Raw genomic sequence first — 17247 nt, 5'->3', positions numbered from 1 at the left:
TTAACCTGCCACTACTTCTTTAACTGTTTTGCCTCTTTTGGCAGCAACATAATCAGGAGTTTCAACGCTAGTTAATGCATGTATCGTCGCACGAACAATATTGCTTGGGTTCGTTGAACCAATACTTTTTGCAAGAATATTTTGCACTCCTAAAACTTCCAGTACTGCTCTCATCGCTCCACCAGCAATAATCCCTGTTCCTTCACTTGCTGGTTTCATGAATACTTTTGAGGCACCATAGCTTCGTGTTATTTCATGATGAATGGTTTTTCCACTTAATGGAACGTACACCATATTTTTCCGAGCTTGATCCATTGCTTTTTGAATTGCAATAGGCACTTCACGAGCCTTACCTCGACCAAAGCCAACTTTACCCTTACCATCTCCAACGACTACCAAGACTGCAAAACCAAATACACGGCCACCCTTAACCACCTTTGCCGTACGTGTTACCGATACCAGTTTTTCTTGATAACCATCAGTTTTTGTTGTTTCATCTAATGCCATAACCGATCCTTAAAAATCCAACCCTGCTTCACGAGCAGCTTCAGCGAGTGCTTTCACACGACCATGATACTTATAACCGGCACGGTCAAATGCAACTTGAACAACCTCTTTTTCTTTTGCACGCTTCGCCAGCAGCTTACCAACTTGCATTGCTTGCTCACACTTGTTTCCGGTCAAATTGGCTTTTAATTCCTTATCCAACGTTGATGAAGAAACCAGAACCTCATCGCCATGTTCACTAGGTCTCACGATTTGTGAATAGATATGAGATGCACTACGATAAACGACCAATCTTGGCCGATCTGAATTACGAATAATGGCTTTTGCTTTAGAAGCACGTCTTTTACGAGCTGCATACTTATTCATAGTTTATACCTTATTTCTTTTTCGCTTCTTTACGAATAATAACTTCGCCAGCGTATTTAACACCTTTCCCTTTATAGGGCTCCGGTGGCCTGAATCCACGAATTTCGGATGCAACTTGACCAAGCAGTTGCTTATCAATTCCTTTTAATATTATTGTTGTATTACTTGGAGTTTCTGCGGCAATCCCATCTGGCAGTTGATATTCCACAGGGTGAGAAAATCCCAAGGACAACGTGATTGACTTGCCTTTAGCCTGCGCACGATATCCAACACCGACCAGTTCCAAAGTTATTTCAAATCCTGATGTTACCCCTTTAACCATATTATTAACTAGAGCACGTGCGGTTCCTGCTTGAGCCCAGGCGTTAGGGTCATTAGAAGCGGGTTTAAAAACAATTTGCTTGGCATTTTCTTCTGATTTACTGACATTAACCAATTTATTTTTATGTTGTGTTAATGTCCCTTTAGGCCCTTTTACTGTTACGGTATCTTTGTCAATCGACAATTCAACATTTGCCGGCAGCACAATTGGGGCTTTCGCTACTCTAGACATATTTATCCTCGTTTGTATTACGCCACTTCACAAATAAGCTCGCCACCTATCCCATTTTGTTTTGCCGCAATATGAGTCATCACACCTTTAGAAGTTGACAAAATTGCAATTCCAAAACCTGGCACAGGAGATAATGCTTTTACTGACTTATAAACTCTTAACCCTGGGCGACTAATGCGCTGAATTCGTTCAATTACTGGTTTCCCATGATAATACTTAAGCTGTACAGTAATTTCCTTTTTATTATTCTCACGTTGTTCAACAGAATATCCAACGATATAGCCTTCTTCTTTTAATACCCGTGCAATCTCTTCTTTTAAATTCGACGACATCATTGTTACAGCTTGATGCTTGGCTTGCTGGCCATTCCGTATTCGGGTCAGCATATCTGCAACTGGATCATGCATACTCACAATTGTTCTCCAATGAATAATAGTTTTTACCAGCTGGACTTTCTACCACCAGTGACGTTTCCAGTCATTAACTGCTGGCGCAAGCAAATCCTGCAAAGTCCAAATTTACGATAAACCGCATGTGGCCTTCCACATTGCTGGCAGCGCGTCGTATGTCGAACAGGATTTGAATTAACAGGTAATTTAGCCAATTTAGCCTGCGCTGCCATAATGGTATCAAAATCACTGGATGACTTAATGATTTCTTTTAGCTCAGCTCTTCGAGTTCGATATTTATCTACCAACCGGCCTTTTTTACTTTCACGTGCTATAATTGATTTTTTAGCCACAATATTACCCTTCTTATTTTCTGTCTCTATCTCTTAAAGGAAGATTAAAAGCTTCCAATAACGCTTTTGCTTCTTCATTGGTTTTAGCACTTGTTGTTATGCATATATCCAAACCGCGAATACCGTCAATTTTATCAAAATCAATTTCAGGAAATACGATTTGTTCATGGATGCCCATGCTATAATTACCTGTGCCATCAAATGATTTTGGATTCAATCCACGGAAATCTCTAACCCTTGGCAGAGCAACAGTGATTAACCGATCCAAAAATTCGTACATCCGATAATTGCGAAGAGTTACTTTACATCCAACTGGCCATCCTTCACGAATTTTAAAACCAGCAATAGATTTTTTTGCTGCAGTAACAACAGGTTTTTGACCAGCAATTCTCGTCATGTCTTCTAAAGCAAAATTCATTACTTTTTTATCACCGACCGCTTCTCCAACACCCATATTCAGTGTTATTTTTTTAATTCTCGGCACTTGCATGACACTCTTGTAGCCGAACTTCTTCATCATCATTCCGACTACTTCTTTATTATAAAAATCTTTCAATCTAGCCATTTCCGTCACCTAAATTAAACAAGGTCAACTACTTCATTATTGGATTTAAAATATCTTACCTTGTATTTGCCGCCATCTTTTTCAAGAAATTTGAATCCAACTCTATCCGCTTTTTTCGTTGCGGGATTATATAAAGCCACATTGGATACATCCAAAGGAGCTTCCTTAGAAATAATTCCGCCTTTTTGGTTTAGCTGTGGATTAGGCTTAACATGTTTTTTGATTAAATTTGCACCTTCAACGACAACCTTGCCATCGATCACACGTATGACTTTGCCCACATGATTTTTGCTTTTACCGGCAATGACTATAACCGTATCGCCTTTTCTAATGCGTTTCATAACACAATCCTTCTCATAATACTTCAGCAGCGAGAGATATGATTTTCATAAATCGCTCTCTTAGCTCACGCGTCACCGGCCCGAATATTCGAGTCCCAATTGGTTCATATTGGTTGTTTAAAAGCACAGCCGCATTTCCATCAAACCGTATAAGTGAGCCATCATCTCGACGGACACCTTGACTGGTGCGCACGACGACAGCATTCATCACGGCACCTTTTTTTACTTTGCTGCGCGGAATCGCTTCTTTCACGCTAACTTTTATAACATCACCCACGCGGGCATATCGCCTGTGCGAGCCGCCAAGCACCTTGATACACATTACTTTGCGCGCGCCGCTATTATCCGCAACGTCGAGCACGGTCTGCATTTGTATCATTTCATTCTCCAGATCTAATTTTGACCAGAAAAAGGCTGCTGATTATATCAGCCTTACTGGTTTTTTAAAAGGGCATCAAATCACTAAAATCAGGAAATTACTTCGACAAGTTCCCAAGTCTTTGTTTTAGACAAAGGTCTGGTCTCACGAATTTTAACTGTATTACCTATTTTGGAAATTTGATTTTCATCATGAGCATGCAACTTTGTACGACGCTTAATCATTTTTCCGTACTTGGGGTGCTTAACAGTTCGCTCTACCATAACAACAATAGTCTTTTGCATTTTATCGCTGATAACTTTTCCCACTACTGTTCTGGCATTTGTCTCACTATTTGACATCACTATTTCCTGCCTTTTCAGTCATAATTGTTTTAATTTTTGCAATTGCGCGGCGTACTTGGCGCACAAGATGAGTCTTATCCAATGTACCACTTGCCTTTTTTAAACGCATATTGAATTGTTGCTTACGCAATGAAAGTAATTCGTTTTGCAATTCATCTATTGTCATCTTTCTTAGTTCGTTATTATCTTTCATTACATCACCTTACGCTCTTCAAATGCCACCTTGAAAGGAAGCTTGGCTTTAGCCAAATCAAACGCCTCTATAGCAAGCTCTTTGCTTACACCTTCCATTTCAAAAAGTACTTTGCCTGGCTGAATTTGAGCCACCCAATATTCAACGTTACCCTTTCCTTTCCCTTGTCGCACTTCCAAAGGTTTTTGAGTAATTGGTTTGTCGGGAAATACACGAATCCATATTTTCCCACCACGCTTGATGTGACGTGTCATCGTCCGCCTTGCAGCTTCTATTTGGCGCGCGGTTAAACGGCCTCTTTCTATCGCCTTTAAACCAAACTCACCAAAGCTAATTTTTGAGCCTCGTTGTGCAAGTCCGCGATTCCGGCCTTTCATTTGTTTACGATATTTAGTACGTTTTGGCTGTAACATAATTGTAAATCCTCACTCACTTGGTCGTGTCGCTGTTACGGCTCTTCTGAGGTACATTTTCACCCTTGAAGATCCAGACTTTGACACCAATGATTCCATAGGTGGTTTTTGACTCAGCCGTACCATAATCAATATCAGCACGAAATGTATGCAAAGGAACACGACCTTCACGGTACCACTCACTACGAGCAATTTCGGCTCCACCAAGTCGGCCACTAACACAAATCTTAATACCTTTGGCGCCTGCTTTTAAAGCAGAGGTTACCGCACGTTTCATAGCTCGTCTAAACATAACACGTTGTTCTAATTGTTGAGCTATTCCTTCAGCAACAAGTGTTGCATCAAGTTCAGGTTTTCGTACTTCTTCTATATTGAGATGCACAGGAACTTCAAGTTTTGCAGAAATCTCAGCTCGTAATGACTCAATACCACCACCTTTTTTGCCGATAATAACGCCTGGTCTTGCAGAATAGATTGTTACCACAGCATTGTTTGCAGGGCGTTCTATTTGGATTCGACTTACAGCAGCAGACATTAGCTTACTTTTCAGTTCCTTACGGAGATTAATATCCTGATTCAGCAATTGTGCATAATTTTTGCTTGCAAACCATTTAGAATTCCAATCTTTAACAATACCTAAACGTATACCAATTGGGTTAACTTTTTGTCCCATTGCTATTCCTCATCAGACACTTTAATGGTGATATGACATGTGCGCTTAGAAATTCTGTTCGCACGCCCTTTGGCACGGGCACGAATGCGCTTAAGCGTTGCCGCTTCATCCACACATACCATACCTACTTTTAATTCGTCGATGTCTGCACCATTATTATTTTCTGCATTAGCAATTGCAGATTCTAATAATTTCAGCATCAATTGAGCGCCCTTTTTGGGAGTAAATTTAAGGACATTGACTGCATTTGAAACGTTCATATTACGAATCATATCTGCAACCAGTCTGCCCTTTTGTGCTGATAAAGGGGCATTTTTTAATCTAGCTGTAACTTCCATCGCTGCCTCTTATTTACCCTTGGCCTTTCTGTCACCAGCATGGCCTTTAAATGTTCGAGTCATGGCAAACTCACCTAATTTATGACCAACCATATTATCGGTGATAAACACCGGAACATGATCTCGTCCGTTATGAACGGCTATGGTCAAATCGATCATTTCAGGAACGATTGTTGAACGTCGCGACCAAGTTTTAATTGGCTTTTTTGACTTAGATGCAACCGCAGCTTCAACTTTAGCCAGTAAATGATGATCAACAAAAGGACCTTTTCTTATAGAACGCGCCACTTTGATATCCTCTTAACTAATTATTTTTTCTTACGTCGTCTAGTAATAAACTTATCCGTTCGCTTATTCGTTCTTGTTTTATAACCTTTCGTTGGGATACCCCATGGGGTTACTGGATGACGGCCGCCTGAAGTTCTACCTTCCCCACCACCATGCGGATGGTCAACAGGGTTCATTGCAACACCACGCACGGTAGGCCGTATGCCTCGCCATCTTGTAGCTCCTGCTTTCCCAAGAGAACGAAGGTTATGTTCACTATTACTCACTTCACCAATAACCGCACGACAACTAGATAAAACTTTTCTCATTTCACCAGAACGGAGCTTAATGGTTGAATAAAGACCTTCTTTTGCTACGATTTGACCGCTGCATCCAGCGCTACGCAATAATTGCGCACCTTTGCCTGGTTTGAGTTCAACACCATGGATGGTTGTTCCGAGCGGAATATTTTTTAAAGGGAGACAATTCCCGTTGGAAATTGGAGACTCCTCACCACTGATGACTACATCGCCTTGTTTTAATCCAGCTGGCGCAATGATATATCGTCGCTCACCGTCTTTATAAACGAGCAGTGCTATCAACGCTGAACGGTTTGGATCATATTCTATCCGCTCAACTCTCGCTTCTATGCCATCTTTATTACGCTTAAAATCAACCAGGCGATAATGGCTTCGAGCACCACCACCAATGTGACGAACAGTAATTCTGCCCTGATTATTTCTTCCACCAGTTTTATTTAGCTTTTCAATTAAAGCTGAATGCGGTTTTCCTTTATGAATATGGTGATGAACTACTCGCAGTTCACCCCGTTTACCCGGTGATGTTGGTTTTGATTTTAATAATGCCATCTTTATTCGCCTTTCTTATTCTGTCACAGTGAAGTCGATGTCATACCCTGGCTGCAAGGAAACAAATGCTTTTTTCCAGTCACTGCGTTTACCATTCAGTTGACGGAAACGTTTACTTTTCCTTTAACATTGATGACAGATACACTTTTGACTTTCACATTAAACATCTGTTCAACAGCTTGCTTTACTTCTCCCTTAGTCGCTGTTCTCAATACTTTAAATGTAAATTGCTTAAACCGCTCAGCCATAATGGTTGCTTTTTCAGAGGTATGCGGTTCACGAAGAACCATTATTAACCGTTCAGGATTCATTGTAACTGCTCCTCTAATTGTTTAATGGCTTCTTCAGTCATCACAACGTTTTCAAATCGCAACAGCGCTACTGGGTCCAAGCCAGTGACATCACAGACGTCAAAATCTATAAGATTGCGTGAAGCCAAATATTCAAACTCACCGACTTCTTTCATAACAACCAATGCATTCGTAAGCTGCAAATCCGCCATCTTACTAATAAAATCCTTGGTTTTTAAGGATGAACACTGAAAGTCACTGACAACAATCAGACTTCCATTGCGGTTGAGCTCGGAGATTATACTACGCAATGCGCGTTTGTACATTTTTTTATTAATTTTTTGTGAATAATCTCGTTTTTTTGAAGCAAAAGTCACACCGCCTGAACGCCATAATGGGCTGCGAATAGTACCAGCTCTTGCTCGTCCGGTTCCTTTCTGATTCCAAGGCTTTTTGCCACCGCCACTTACTTCAGATCGTGTTTTTTGGGCACTATTACCAGAACGTGCCTTATTCATGAAGGCCACAACGGCTTGATGAATTAAACCTTCATTATAATCATATGAAAAGACAGCATCATTGACTGTAATCTCAGAATTTGTATCTTTCGTCACTAATTGCATGGTTAACCCCTTTCTTGCCTTTTAACTGCAGGCTTTACTTCAACTCTTGCGCCTGGGGCACCAGGAATCGCACCTTTGATCAAAAGCAGATTACGATCTTTATCGACGCGGACTAATTCCAAGGATTGAGTCGTACAGCGCTTATTTCCAAGTTGCCCGGCCATTTTTTTCCCTTTAAATACACGGCCTGGTGACTGGTTCTGTCCAATTGAGCCAGGTACACGGTGCGAGCGTGAATTACCATGGGTCGCATCTTGTGTTCTGAAATTATGTCTTTTCACCGTGCCAGCAAATCCTTTACCTTTGGATATGGCAGCAACATCCACGTACTCACCTTCATTGAATACATCGCCAACAGCAATAACTTGACCGACAGAATACTGTTCCAAATCGTCCAAACGGAATTCACAGAGCATATCACCGGCTTCAATTTCTGCCTTTGCGAAATGCCCAGCCATAGGCTTACTAACGCGACTTGCCGCTTTATTACCACCAGTCAGTTGGATCGCATTATAACCATCAACTTCAATGCTTTTTATTTGTGAAACGCGGTTTGGCACTATTTCAACCACTGAAACAGGAATTGTTTTTCCTTCTTCTGTAAACACGCGTGTCATGCCGATTTTACGGCCTAATAAACCGATCATTGCAACACCCTCTCTTTAATTTTCAGCGTTCACCCGCCTAGTCATCCAGGCTAATCTGAACATCCACGCCGGCTGCCAGATCCAGTTTCATTAATGCATCAACTGTCTTTTCGGTAGGATTTACAATAACAACCAGCCGCTTATGCGTACGCAATTCATATTGATCACGTGCATCTTTATTAACATGAGGCGAGGTCAGCACAGTAAACTTCTCTTTTTTCATTGGCAATGGTATTGGCCCACGAATTTGTGCGCCAGTACGTTTAGCCGTATCTACAATTTCTCGTGTTGAAGCATCTATCATACGATGGTCGAATGATTTGAGACGGATTTTAATATTTTGACTATTGCTCATTTTTATTACTCAATAATTTTGGCGACAACACCTGCGCCTACAGTACGACCGCCTTCGCGAATCGCAAAACGCAACCCTTCATCCATCGCAATAGGTGCATGTAAGCTGACAAGCATTTGAACATTATCACCAGGCATGACCATCTCCGTACCTTCCGGAAGCTCGCAAGTTCCCGTTACGTCCGTCGTTCTAAAATAAAACTGTGGACGATAGCCATTAAAGAATGGAGTATGACGTCCACCTTCATCTTTAGATAAAACATACACTTCTGCTTCAAACTTCGTGTGTGGCTTGATGCTGCCCGGCTTAGCTAATACTTGCCCACGCTCAACTTCATCACGCTTCGTGCCACGTAACAGCACTCCAACGTTATCACCAGCGCGGCCTTCGTCAAGCAACTTACGGAACATCTCAACACCCGTGCACGTCGTCTTCACCGTATCACGAATTCCAACAATCTCAACTTCTTCACCAACTTTAATAATTCCGCTTTCAACGCGCCCAGTAACAACCGTACCGCGTCCAGAAATTGAGAACACATCTTCAATCGGCAACAAGAAGCTCTTGTCAATATTACGAACTGGCTCAGGAATATATGAATCCATCGTCTCAACCAGCTTCTCAATCGCTGCCATACCAATGTCACTCGTATCGCCTTCCAGCGCTTTCAAAGCCGAACCAACAACAATCGGAATGTCATCGCCAGGAAACTCATAGGAGCTCAACAAGTCACGTACTTCCATCTCAACAAGTTCTAACAATTCAGGATCATCAACCATGTCAGCCTTGTTTAAAAACACAACAATATAAGGAACACCAACTTGTCGTGACAACAAAATATGCTCGCGGGTTTGTGGCATCGGACCATCCGCTGCAGATACAACTAATATCGCTCCATCCATTTGTGCCGCACCAGTAATCATGTTCTTCACATAATCCGCATGTCCAGGACAGTCTACGTGTGCATAATGGCGAGCAGCTGATTCGTACTCCACATGCGCCGTGGAAATCGTAATCCCACGTTCTCTTTCTTCTGGCGCCGCATCAATTTGATCATAGGCTTTCGCTGTACCGCCATATTTCTTCGCCATAATCGTCGTAATCGCCGCCGTCAGGGTCGTCTTACCATGGTCAACGTGACCAATCGTCCCCACATTCACGTGTGGCTTCTTTCGCTCAAATTTTTCCTTCGCCATTTTAGTACCTCTTTAATTTATTGTTTCTTGATAATTGCATCAGCTATATTTGCCGGGGCTTCGGCATATTTTGCAAACTCCATCGTATAGGTTGCACGTCCCTGGGTTGCAGATCGTAAGTCCGTTGAATACCCAAACATTTCTGCAAGGGGCACTTCCGCACGAATAATACGACCGGCAGGAGATTCATCCATACCTTGAACCATACCTCTACGTCGACTCAAATCACCCATGACATCACCCATGTAATCTTCAGGAGTAACTACTTCGACACTCATAATTGGTTCAAGTAAAACAGGACTGGCCTTTTGCGCACCTTGTTTGAAACATTGTGAGCCTGCTATCTTAAACGCCATCTCACTTGAATCTACCTCATGGAAAGATCCATCAAACAAAGTAACCTTAACATCAACGACTGGATAGCCAGCAATAACGCCATTCTGCAATTGTTCTTGCACACCTTTATCAACAGCAGGAATATATTCTTTAGGTATAACCCCGCCGACGATAGCATTAACGAACTCGTAGCCTTCACCTCTTGGTTTAGGCTCAATCTTAAGCCAGACATGACCATATTGACCCCGACCACCAGATTGACGTACAAACTTGCCTTCTTGCTCAACAGTACGTTTCAACGTTTCACGATAAGCAACTTGTGGTTTGCCAACATTGGCTTCAACTAAAAACTCACGACGCAAACGGTCAACAATAATTTCAAGATGTAGCTCACCCATTCCTTGAATAATAGTCTGTCCACTTTCCTCGTCCGTATGAACTCTAAATGATGGATCTTCTTGCGCCAACTTACCTAAAGCAATCGATAATTTTTCTTGATCAGCCTTGGTCTTTGGCTCAACAGCAACCGCTATTACCGGCTCAGGAAAATCCATTTTTTCTAATGTAATTAGCGAATTGACATCGCAGAGAGTGTCTCCAGTAGTCACCGTTTTCAAGCCAACCGCCGCAGCAATATCACCGGCGTGCACTTCTTTAATTTCTTCTCTTGCGTTTGCATGCATCTGCAACAATCGGCCAATTCGCTCTTTTTTATCTTTTACCGGGTTGTAGACGGTATCACCAGATTTTAATACCCCTGAATACACCCGAAAATAAGTCAACGTGCCAACAAATGGGTCGGTGGCAATTTTAAAAGCAAGTGCTGAAAACGGCTCATCATATGATGTTTTTCGAAAAGCCTCTTCGCCTGCTTCATTGATGCCTCTTACTGGAGGAACATCCAATGGAGATGGCAAATAATCAACCACTCCGTCAAGGACGGCTTGCACGCCCTTGTTTTTAAACGCAGAACCACAAAACACAGGCACAATTTCATTGTTAATTGTACGTCGACGCAAAGCGGATTTAATTTCACTTTCCGTTAATGCCTCACCTTCCAGATATTTTTCCATTAATTCTTCTGAGTCTTCCGCAGCGGCTTCAATAATTTGATTGCGCAATTCTTCGCACTGCCCACGCAGATTATCTGGAATATCTTGGTATTCAAACTTCATTCCTCGGCTTTCTTCATCCCAATAAATTGCTTTCATTTTTATGAGATCAATAACGCCTTTAAACTCTTCTTCTGCTCCAATTGGTAATTGAACAACCACAGGATTGGAGCCAAGACGCTCTTTAATTTGCTTTACTACACGCATAAAATTAGCGCCCATGCGATCCATTTTGTTTACAAAAACAATTCGCGGAACGCCATACCGGTCAGATTGCCGCCACACCGTTTCGGACTGTGGCTCAACACCTGATACGGAATCAAACACAACAATAGCCCCATCCAACACACGAAGAGAACGTTCAACTTCAATCATAAAATCGACGTGCCCTGGGGTATCAATGATGTTAATGCGATGTGGCTTGTACTGTTTTTCCATTCCTGACCAGTAGCAGGTCGTCGCAGCAGAGGTAATAGTAATTCCGCGCTCTTGCTCTTGCACCATCCAATCCATGGTTGCAGCGCCTTCATGAACCTCACCGATTTTATGGGAACGACCAGTATAATACAACACACGCTCCGTTGTGGTTGTTTTTCCTGCATCAACGTGTGCAGCAATACCAATGTTCCTATATAATTCTAATGGTGTAGTTGACACGGACTACCTCTCCCTTTAATTCCATCTGAAATGGGCGAACGCTTGGTTTGCTTTTGCCATTCGATGAGTCTCTTCGCGTTTTTTCACTGCCGAACCTTTGGTTTCATAAGCATCAACAAGTTCGCCAGCCAGTCTCATCATCATACCCTTTTCACCACGTGAACGAGCGGCTTGTACAATCCAACGCATGCCCAGCGCGATACTGCGCTCTAAACGGACTTCAACTGGTACTTGGTAGGTAGCTCCGCCAACACGCCTGGAACGCACTTCAACGGTTGGCCTTACATTATCAAGTGCTTGTTCAAAAATCCGCAAAATAGGGCTTGAGCCGCCCGCAGAGGAATGGCCACCTTCATCACCGCTTTCATCGTCAGATTTTCTTGACTTCTTCAAGCGCTCTTCCATGATTGCAAGCGCTCCATAAGTGATTTTTTCAGCAATGGATTTTTTTCCACTAATCATTAAAACATTGATGAATTTTGCCAATAACTCGCTATGATGTTTCGGATCAGGCAAAATTTCTCGTTTTGGGACTTCTCTTCTTCTTGGCATATTAGTTCCTAAAAATCAGATTATTTCTTATCTTTGGGTTTCTTGGTTCCATACTTAGAACGCCCTTGCTTCCGATCATTCACCCCTGACGTATCCAAGCTACCCCGTATGGTATGATATCGAACACCAGGCAAGTCCTTAACACGGCCGCCACGAATAAGAACAACCGAGTGTTCTTGCAAATTATGGCCTTCACCGCCAATATAAGAAGTTACTTCATATCCATTTGTTAATCGCACCCGCGCAACCTTACGCATAGCTGAATTAGGCTTCTTAGGTGTTGTCGTATAAACACGGGTACAGACCCCTCTACGTTGCGGGCAAGACTCCAATGCTGGAACGTTACTTTTTCTTTTAGCGTTCACTCGAGGCTTTCTTACCAACTGATTAATAGTAGCCATTTATTGTTAACTCCGAACTTTAGCTTGAGATTATTTCGTATGCATAAGGAGGCCGGATTCTATAAAGGTCCGCTTGATTTGTCAAGTGCAAACCAAATGGACCTTCATTTATATACTCATTATGATCATCCAAAGCATCTAATTTACGTAATTTCCACAGATCATACACAAACATGAAACCAGATTACTTTTGGATAATTCATTTTATAGCAATAAATTAGAACAGAATTTGAACTCCTATCATTTAATTTCAGTGCTCATGATTATCTGCATTTAACGCTTCGCTAAGCGCATGTTCTACATCGCTCGCTGAAACAACATGCACTGCTTACTCAGCTCCTGCAATTCTAGCACGTTTTGCCTTACGCCGCTGGTGATAAGCATACCCAGTTCCTGCGGGTATTAACCGACCAACCATGACATTTTCTTTTAAACCACGTAAATCATCGATCTTTCCACTGACTGCAGCTTCTGTAAGCACACGTGTTGTCTCTTGGAAGGAAGCAGCAGAAATAAATGATTCCGTTGCCAGCGATGCTTTGGTAATCCCCAATAACATTGGAGTGCCATAAGCTGGCATTTTACCTTCGCTGATTAGCTTATCATTTTCTTGCAACATTGCCGTTTCTTCAATCTGTTCACCTGCGAGGAATTTGGAATCTCCCGGGAACGTTATTGTACGTTTACGCAACATCTGCCGAACAATGGTTTCGATGTGCTTATCGTTAATTTTAACACCCTGCAGGCGATAAACATCCTGAACTTCATTAACGATGTAATTTGCAAGAGCACCAACACCCAGTAATCGTAAGATATCGTGTGGATTAGGTGGTCCATCTGCTACAATCTCACCTTTTTCCACATGTTCACCTTCAAATACTGAAATATGCCGCCATTTAGGAATTAACTCTTCGTGCGCCTCATTTTCTGAAGCAGTAATAATCAGGCGTCGTTTTCCTTTTGTTTCTTTTCCAAAACTGACCACACCAGATATTTCAGCCATCACGGCAGAATCTTTCGGTTTTCTTGCCTCAAACAAATCAGCAACACGAGGAAGACCCCCAGTAATATCGCGGGTTTTTGAGCGCTCTTGAGGAATACGAGCAATAATATCGCCAACGCCTACTCGATGCCCATCTTCAAAATTGATGATTGCATCTACAGGAAGATAATATTGTGCCGGCACATTAGTCCCTGCAATGAATATATCTTCACCATCATCAGAAACCAATTTGACCATTGGTCGTAAATCCCGGCCAGCTCCACCACCTCTTTGTTTTGCATCAATCACCACAATATTACTCAAACCGGTCAATTCATCGGTTTGGCGATTCATGGTTAAACCATCAATCAAGTCAACGAACTTAAGTTTTCCACTTACTTCCGAAATAACTGGATGCGTATGTGGATCCCAAGTAGCTATTACTTGTCCTGCTTCTACAGCGGAATGATCATGAACAGATAAAACCGCACCATAAGGCAATTTGTAGCGCTCTCGCTCTCGGCCAAACTCATCTGCTACAGTCAGTTCTCCTGAACGCGATACCGCAACCAGGTTGCCGTTGTCGTTTGTGACGGTCTTAATATTATGCAGTCGAATAATACCTTTATTTTTGACCTGGATATTATTGGCAGCCGTTGCTCTTGAAGCAGCACCTCCGATATGGAATGTCCGCATGGTTAACTGAGTACCTGGTTCACCAATGGACTGTGCAGCAATAATGCCTACTGCTTCTCCAGTGTTGACAAGATGTCCACGAGCCAAATCGCGGCCATAACACTTTGCACATAATCCAAAACGAGTCTCGCAAGTAATTGGAGAACGAACGTAAACTTGGTCAACACCAATTTTTTCCAAACGCTCTACCCATTCCTCATCCAACAAAGTACCTGCTGTAACAATAGGATCTTTTTCATTGGGAATATATACATCTATTGCTACCACACGACCAAGTACGCGCTCATGCAGCGGCTCTACGATATCACCACCTTCAATCAGCGGCTGCATTAATATCCCTTTATCAGTACCGCAATCATCTTCCGTAATCACAACATCTTGTGCCACATCCACCAAGCGCCGTGTTAAATATCCAGAGTTAGCGGTTTTTAATGCGGTATCGGCCAAACCCTTACGGGCACCGTGAGTTGAAATAAAATATTGGAATACATTCAATCCTTCACGGAAATTAGCCGTAATGGGTGTTTCAATAATCGAACCATCCGGCGCTGCCATCAAGCCCCGCATTCCAGCTAATTGTCGTATCTGTGCAGCAGAACCCCGGGCTCCAGAATCCGCCATCATAAAAATAGGATTGAAGGAATCTTGCCGAACTAGTTTACCTTCTTTATTGGAAACTTCTTCCGTTGCGATTTTACTCATCATCGATTTAGCCACCATTTCATTGGTTCGTGACCAAATATCGATAACCTTGTTATATCGCTCACCATTCGTTAACAAACCTGAACGAAATTGCGATTCAATCTCACGTACTTCATTATCAGCTTGCTCAATAATGGATGCTTTATCATCAGGAATTTCCATATCTTCGATACCAATGGAAGCGCCTGCACGAGTAGCGTATTTAAACCCCATATACATCAGCTGATCGGCAAAAATAACGGTTTCTTTTAACCCATAGTTTCTATAACAGCTATCCACCACTTTAGAAATCGCTTTTTTCGTCATGGGTTTATTGATATAAGAAAACGGCATTCCTTTGGGAAGGATATCCGCGAGGATAGCTCGCCCAACAGTTGTTTCTACCAACTGATGAGTTTGCGTTTTATCTATAGACATGCGAATTTTAATTTTAGCGTGGATGTCTACATAGCCATCTTCATAAAAATTCTGTGCTTCCTGAGCACTTGCAAAAATCTTACCTTCCCCAAGCGCATTGACTCGTTCTCGTGTCAGATAATATAACCCTAAAACAACGTCCTGGCTTGGAACGATAATAGGTTCACCATTGGCCGGCGACAAAATATTATTGGTAGACATCATCAGCGAGCGGGCTTCCAACTGAGCTTCTATCGTCAGTGGCACATGTACTGCCATTTGGTCACCGTCGAAGTCTGCGTTATAAGCAGTACAAACCAATGGATGCAATTGAATAGCCTTTCCTTCAATAAGAACGGGCTCAAACGCTTGAATCCCTAAACGGTGTAAAGTTGGCGCACGGTTTAATAGAATTGGATGCTCGCGAATAACGTCTTCGAGTATATCCCATACGACTGGGTCTTCACGTTCCACCATTTTTTTAGCGGCCTTGATGGTTGTAGCGAGTCCGCGAAATTCTAATTTACTAAAGATAAATGGCTTAAATAATTCCAAAGCCATCTTTTTTGGCAATCCGCATTGATGCAAGCGCAACGTTGGCCCAACAACGATAACGGAACGTCCCGAATAATCTACACGCTTGCCTAACAAATTTTGACGGAAACGACCTTGCTTTCCTTTAATCATATCAGCAAGCGATTTCAATGGTCGTTTGTTAGTACCGGTAATAGCTCGACCTCTGCGACCATTATCCAATAATGCATCAACAGATTCTTGCAACATTCTCTTTTCATTACGAACAATGATGTCGGGAGCATTAAGATCTAATAATCTTTTTAAACGGTTATTACGATTAATGACTCGTCGATACAAATCATTTAAATCAGACGTTGCAAATCGGCCACCATCCAGAGGAACCAATGGTCTCAAATCTGGCGGCAACACTGGGAGAACGTTCATAATCATCCACTCAGGCTTGTTTCCTGAATCATAGAACGCTTCCAATAATTTAAGTCGTTTGGTGATTTTTTTAATTTTCGTTTCAGAATTTGTCGTCGGTAATTCTTCGCGCAATGATTTGATTTCTTCTTCCAAATCAATTTGCTTTAACAAATCTCGAATAGCTTCTGCACCCATTCTAGCATCAAATTCATCACCATACTGCTCCATGGCATCCAAGTAAGCTTCATCATTAAGCAGCTGCCCACGCTCCATTTCTGTCATACCTGGATCGACAACGACAAACGCTTCGAAATATAAAACGCGTTCAATATCCCTCAATGTCATATCAAGCAGCAAGCCAATACGCGATGGAAGTGATTTCAAGAACCATATATGAGCCACAGGACTTGCCAGTTCAATATGGCCCATACGCTCACGCCGGACCTTAGCCAAAGCCAATTCCACACCGCATTTTTCACAAATAACACCGCGATGTTTCAAGCGTTTGTATTTACCGCATAAGCATTCATAATCTTTAATAGGGCCAAATATTTTGGCACAAAATAGCCCATCACGTTCTGGCTTGAACGTACGATAATTAATGGTTTCTGGTTTTTTTACTTCACCATAAGACCAAGAACGAATTAAATCAGGTGAAGCCAAAGCAATCTTGATTGCATCAAACTCTTCACTTTGACCTTGTTGTTTGAGCAAGCCGAGCAAATCACTCATTACGGGCGCTTTATTCATGGATTCGTTGCCTAGATTAGCCAAGTTTATGTCTCCAAAAAATGGTCAGTCAGAAATCAC

Annotated in this window: 22 protein-coding genes and 2 pseudogenes; all 24 read right to left on the bottom strand. The window is 42.2% G+C overall.

The annotated features are described in order from the left end of the window. Positions 1–507, bottom strand: coding sequence for a 30S ribosomal protein S5 (rpsE, locus tag LOA_RS01830; protein ID WP_025384891.1), 507 nt, complete (start codon positions 505–507; stop codon positions 1–3). Between the two features lie 9 nt (positions 508–516). Beyond that, positions 517–873: a 50S ribosomal protein L18 gene (rplR, locus tag LOA_RS01825; protein WP_025384890.1), complete on the bottom strand. Its 357-nt coding sequence runs from the start codon at positions 871–873 to the stop codon at positions 517–519. A gap of 10 nt (positions 874–883) precedes the next feature. Then, complete coding sequence (rplF, locus tag LOA_RS01820; protein WP_025384889.1) at positions 884–1426, bottom strand: 50S ribosomal protein L6; 543 nt, start codon at positions 1424–1426, stop codon at positions 884–886. 17 nt (positions 1427–1443) lie between these two features. Then, positions 1444–1833, bottom strand: a complete 390-nt coding sequence (rpsH, locus tag LOA_RS01815) for a 30S ribosomal protein S8 (RefSeq protein WP_428838583.1) — start codon at positions 1831–1833, stop codon at positions 1444–1446. A 32-nt stretch (positions 1834–1865) separates the two neighbouring features. After that, positions 1866–2168, bottom strand: a complete 303-nt coding sequence (gene rpsN, locus LOA_RS01810) for a 30S ribosomal protein S14 (RefSeq protein WP_025384887.1) — start codon at positions 2166–2168, stop codon at positions 1866–1868. Between the two features lie 13 nt (positions 2169–2181). Next, positions 2182–2733, bottom strand: coding sequence for a 50S ribosomal protein L5 (gene rplE / locus LOA_RS01805; protein ID WP_025384886.1), 552 nt, complete (start codon positions 2731–2733; stop codon positions 2182–2184). Positions 2734–2747: 14 nt separating this feature from the next. After that, entirely contained in the window at positions 2748–3074 is a 327-nt protein-coding gene (rplX, locus tag LOA_RS01800) for a 50S ribosomal protein L24 (protein ID WP_025384885.1), read from the bottom strand. Positions 3075–3087: 13 nt separating this feature from the next. After that, positions 3088–3453: a 50S ribosomal protein L14 gene (gene rplN, locus LOA_RS01795; RefSeq protein ID WP_025384884.1), complete on the bottom strand. Its 366-nt coding sequence runs from the start codon at positions 3451–3453 to the stop codon at positions 3088–3090. An 89-nt stretch (positions 3454–3542) separates the two neighbouring features. Then, a complete protein-coding gene (gene rpsQ, locus LOA_RS01790; protein WP_118996607.1) occupies positions 3543–3797 on the bottom strand; it encodes a 30S ribosomal protein S17 in 255 nt (84 codons plus the stop codon). Beyond that, entirely contained in the window at positions 3784–3990 is a 207-nt protein-coding gene (rpmC, locus tag LOA_RS01785; protein WP_025384882.1) for a 50S ribosomal protein L29, read from the bottom strand. Before rpmC ends, rpsQ begins: the two co-directional genes overlap by 14 nt. Then, positions 3990–4403: a 50S ribosomal protein L16 gene (gene rplP / locus LOA_RS01780; protein ID WP_025384881.1), complete on the bottom strand. Its 414-nt coding sequence runs from the start codon at positions 4401–4403 to the stop codon at positions 3990–3992. The genes rpmC and rplP overlap by 1 nt, the downstream gene beginning before the upstream one ends. A gap of 16 nt (positions 4404–4419) precedes the next feature. Then, positions 4420–5076, bottom strand: coding sequence for a 30S ribosomal protein S3 (rpsC, locus tag LOA_RS01775; protein ID WP_035892939.1), 657 nt, complete (start codon positions 5074–5076; stop codon positions 4420–4422). Positions 5077–5078: 2 nt separating this feature from the next. After that, positions 5079–5414: a 50S ribosomal protein L22 gene (gene rplV, locus LOA_RS01770; protein ID WP_025384879.1), complete on the bottom strand. Its 336-nt coding sequence runs from the start codon at positions 5412–5414 to the stop codon at positions 5079–5081. A gap of 9 nt (positions 5415–5423) precedes the next feature. Further along, positions 5424–5702 carry a 30S ribosomal protein S19 gene (rpsS, locus tag LOA_RS01765; protein ID WP_025384878.1) on the bottom strand — a complete coding sequence of 93 codons (279 nt, stop codon included), beginning with the start codon at positions 5700–5702 and terminating at the stop codon, positions 5424–5426. Positions 5703–5722: 20 nt separating this feature from the next. Beyond that, entirely contained in the window at positions 5723–6550 is an 828-nt protein-coding gene (gene rplB / locus LOA_RS01760) for a 50S ribosomal protein L2 (RefSeq protein WP_025384877.1), read from the bottom strand. Between the two features lie 15 nt (positions 6551–6565). Next, a pseudogene (gene rplW, locus LOA_RS01755) lies at positions 6566–6861 on the bottom strand (50S ribosomal protein L23). Continuing rightward, a complete protein-coding gene (rplD, locus tag LOA_RS01750) occupies positions 6858–7463 on the bottom strand; it encodes a 50S ribosomal protein L4 (RefSeq protein ID WP_025384876.1) in 606 nt (201 codons plus the stop codon). The pseudogene rplW and the gene rplD overlap by 4 nt, the downstream one beginning before the upstream one ends. Before the next feature lie 2 nt (positions 7464–7465). Then, positions 7466–8110, bottom strand: coding sequence for a 50S ribosomal protein L3 (gene rplC / locus LOA_RS01745; RefSeq protein WP_025384875.1), 645 nt, complete (start codon positions 8108–8110; stop codon positions 7466–7468). A 37-nt stretch (positions 8111–8147) separates the two neighbouring features. Then, on the bottom strand, positions 8148–8465 hold the full coding sequence (gene rpsJ, locus LOA_RS01740) for a 30S ribosomal protein S10 (RefSeq protein ID WP_025384874.1): 318 nt from the start codon (positions 8463–8465) through the stop codon (positions 8148–8150). Between the two features lie 5 nt (positions 8466–8470). Next, positions 8471–9661, bottom strand: coding sequence for an elongation factor Tu (tuf, locus tag LOA_RS01735; protein WP_025384864.1), 1191 nt, complete (start codon positions 9659–9661; stop codon positions 8471–8473). 17 nt (positions 9662–9678) lie between these two features. Then, on the bottom strand, positions 9679–11766 hold the full coding sequence (gene fusA, locus LOA_RS01730) for an elongation factor G (RefSeq protein WP_025384873.1): 2088 nt from the start codon (positions 11764–11766) through the stop codon (positions 9679–9681). A gap of 15 nt (positions 11767–11781) precedes the next feature. Beyond that, the gene (rpsG, locus tag LOA_RS01725) at positions 11782–12318 is read right to left on the bottom strand and encodes a 30S ribosomal protein S7 (RefSeq protein WP_025384872.1); all 537 of its coding nucleotides are present in this window, start codon (positions 12316–12318) and stop codon (positions 11782–11784) included. Between the two features lie 20 nt (positions 12319–12338). Then, a complete protein-coding gene (gene rpsL / locus LOA_RS01720) occupies positions 12339–12719 on the bottom strand; it encodes a 30S ribosomal protein S12 (RefSeq protein WP_025384871.1) in 381 nt (126 codons plus the stop codon). Positions 12720–12969: 250 nt separating this feature from the next. Then, a pseudogene (gene rpoC / locus LOA_RS01715) lies at positions 12970–17169 on the bottom strand (DNA-directed RNA polymerase subunit beta'). Positions 17170–17247 lie beyond the last annotated feature (78 nt).

The sequence above is a fragment of the Legionella oakridgensis ATCC 33761 = DSM 21215 genome, assembly GCF_000512355.1.
Taxonomy (GTDB): domain Bacteria; phylum Pseudomonadota; class Gammaproteobacteria; order Legionellales; family Legionellaceae; genus Legionella_A; species Legionella_A oakridgensis.
Note: the sequence above shows the minus strand (reverse complement) of the source record. Positions and strands in the feature narration are given on the sequence as shown.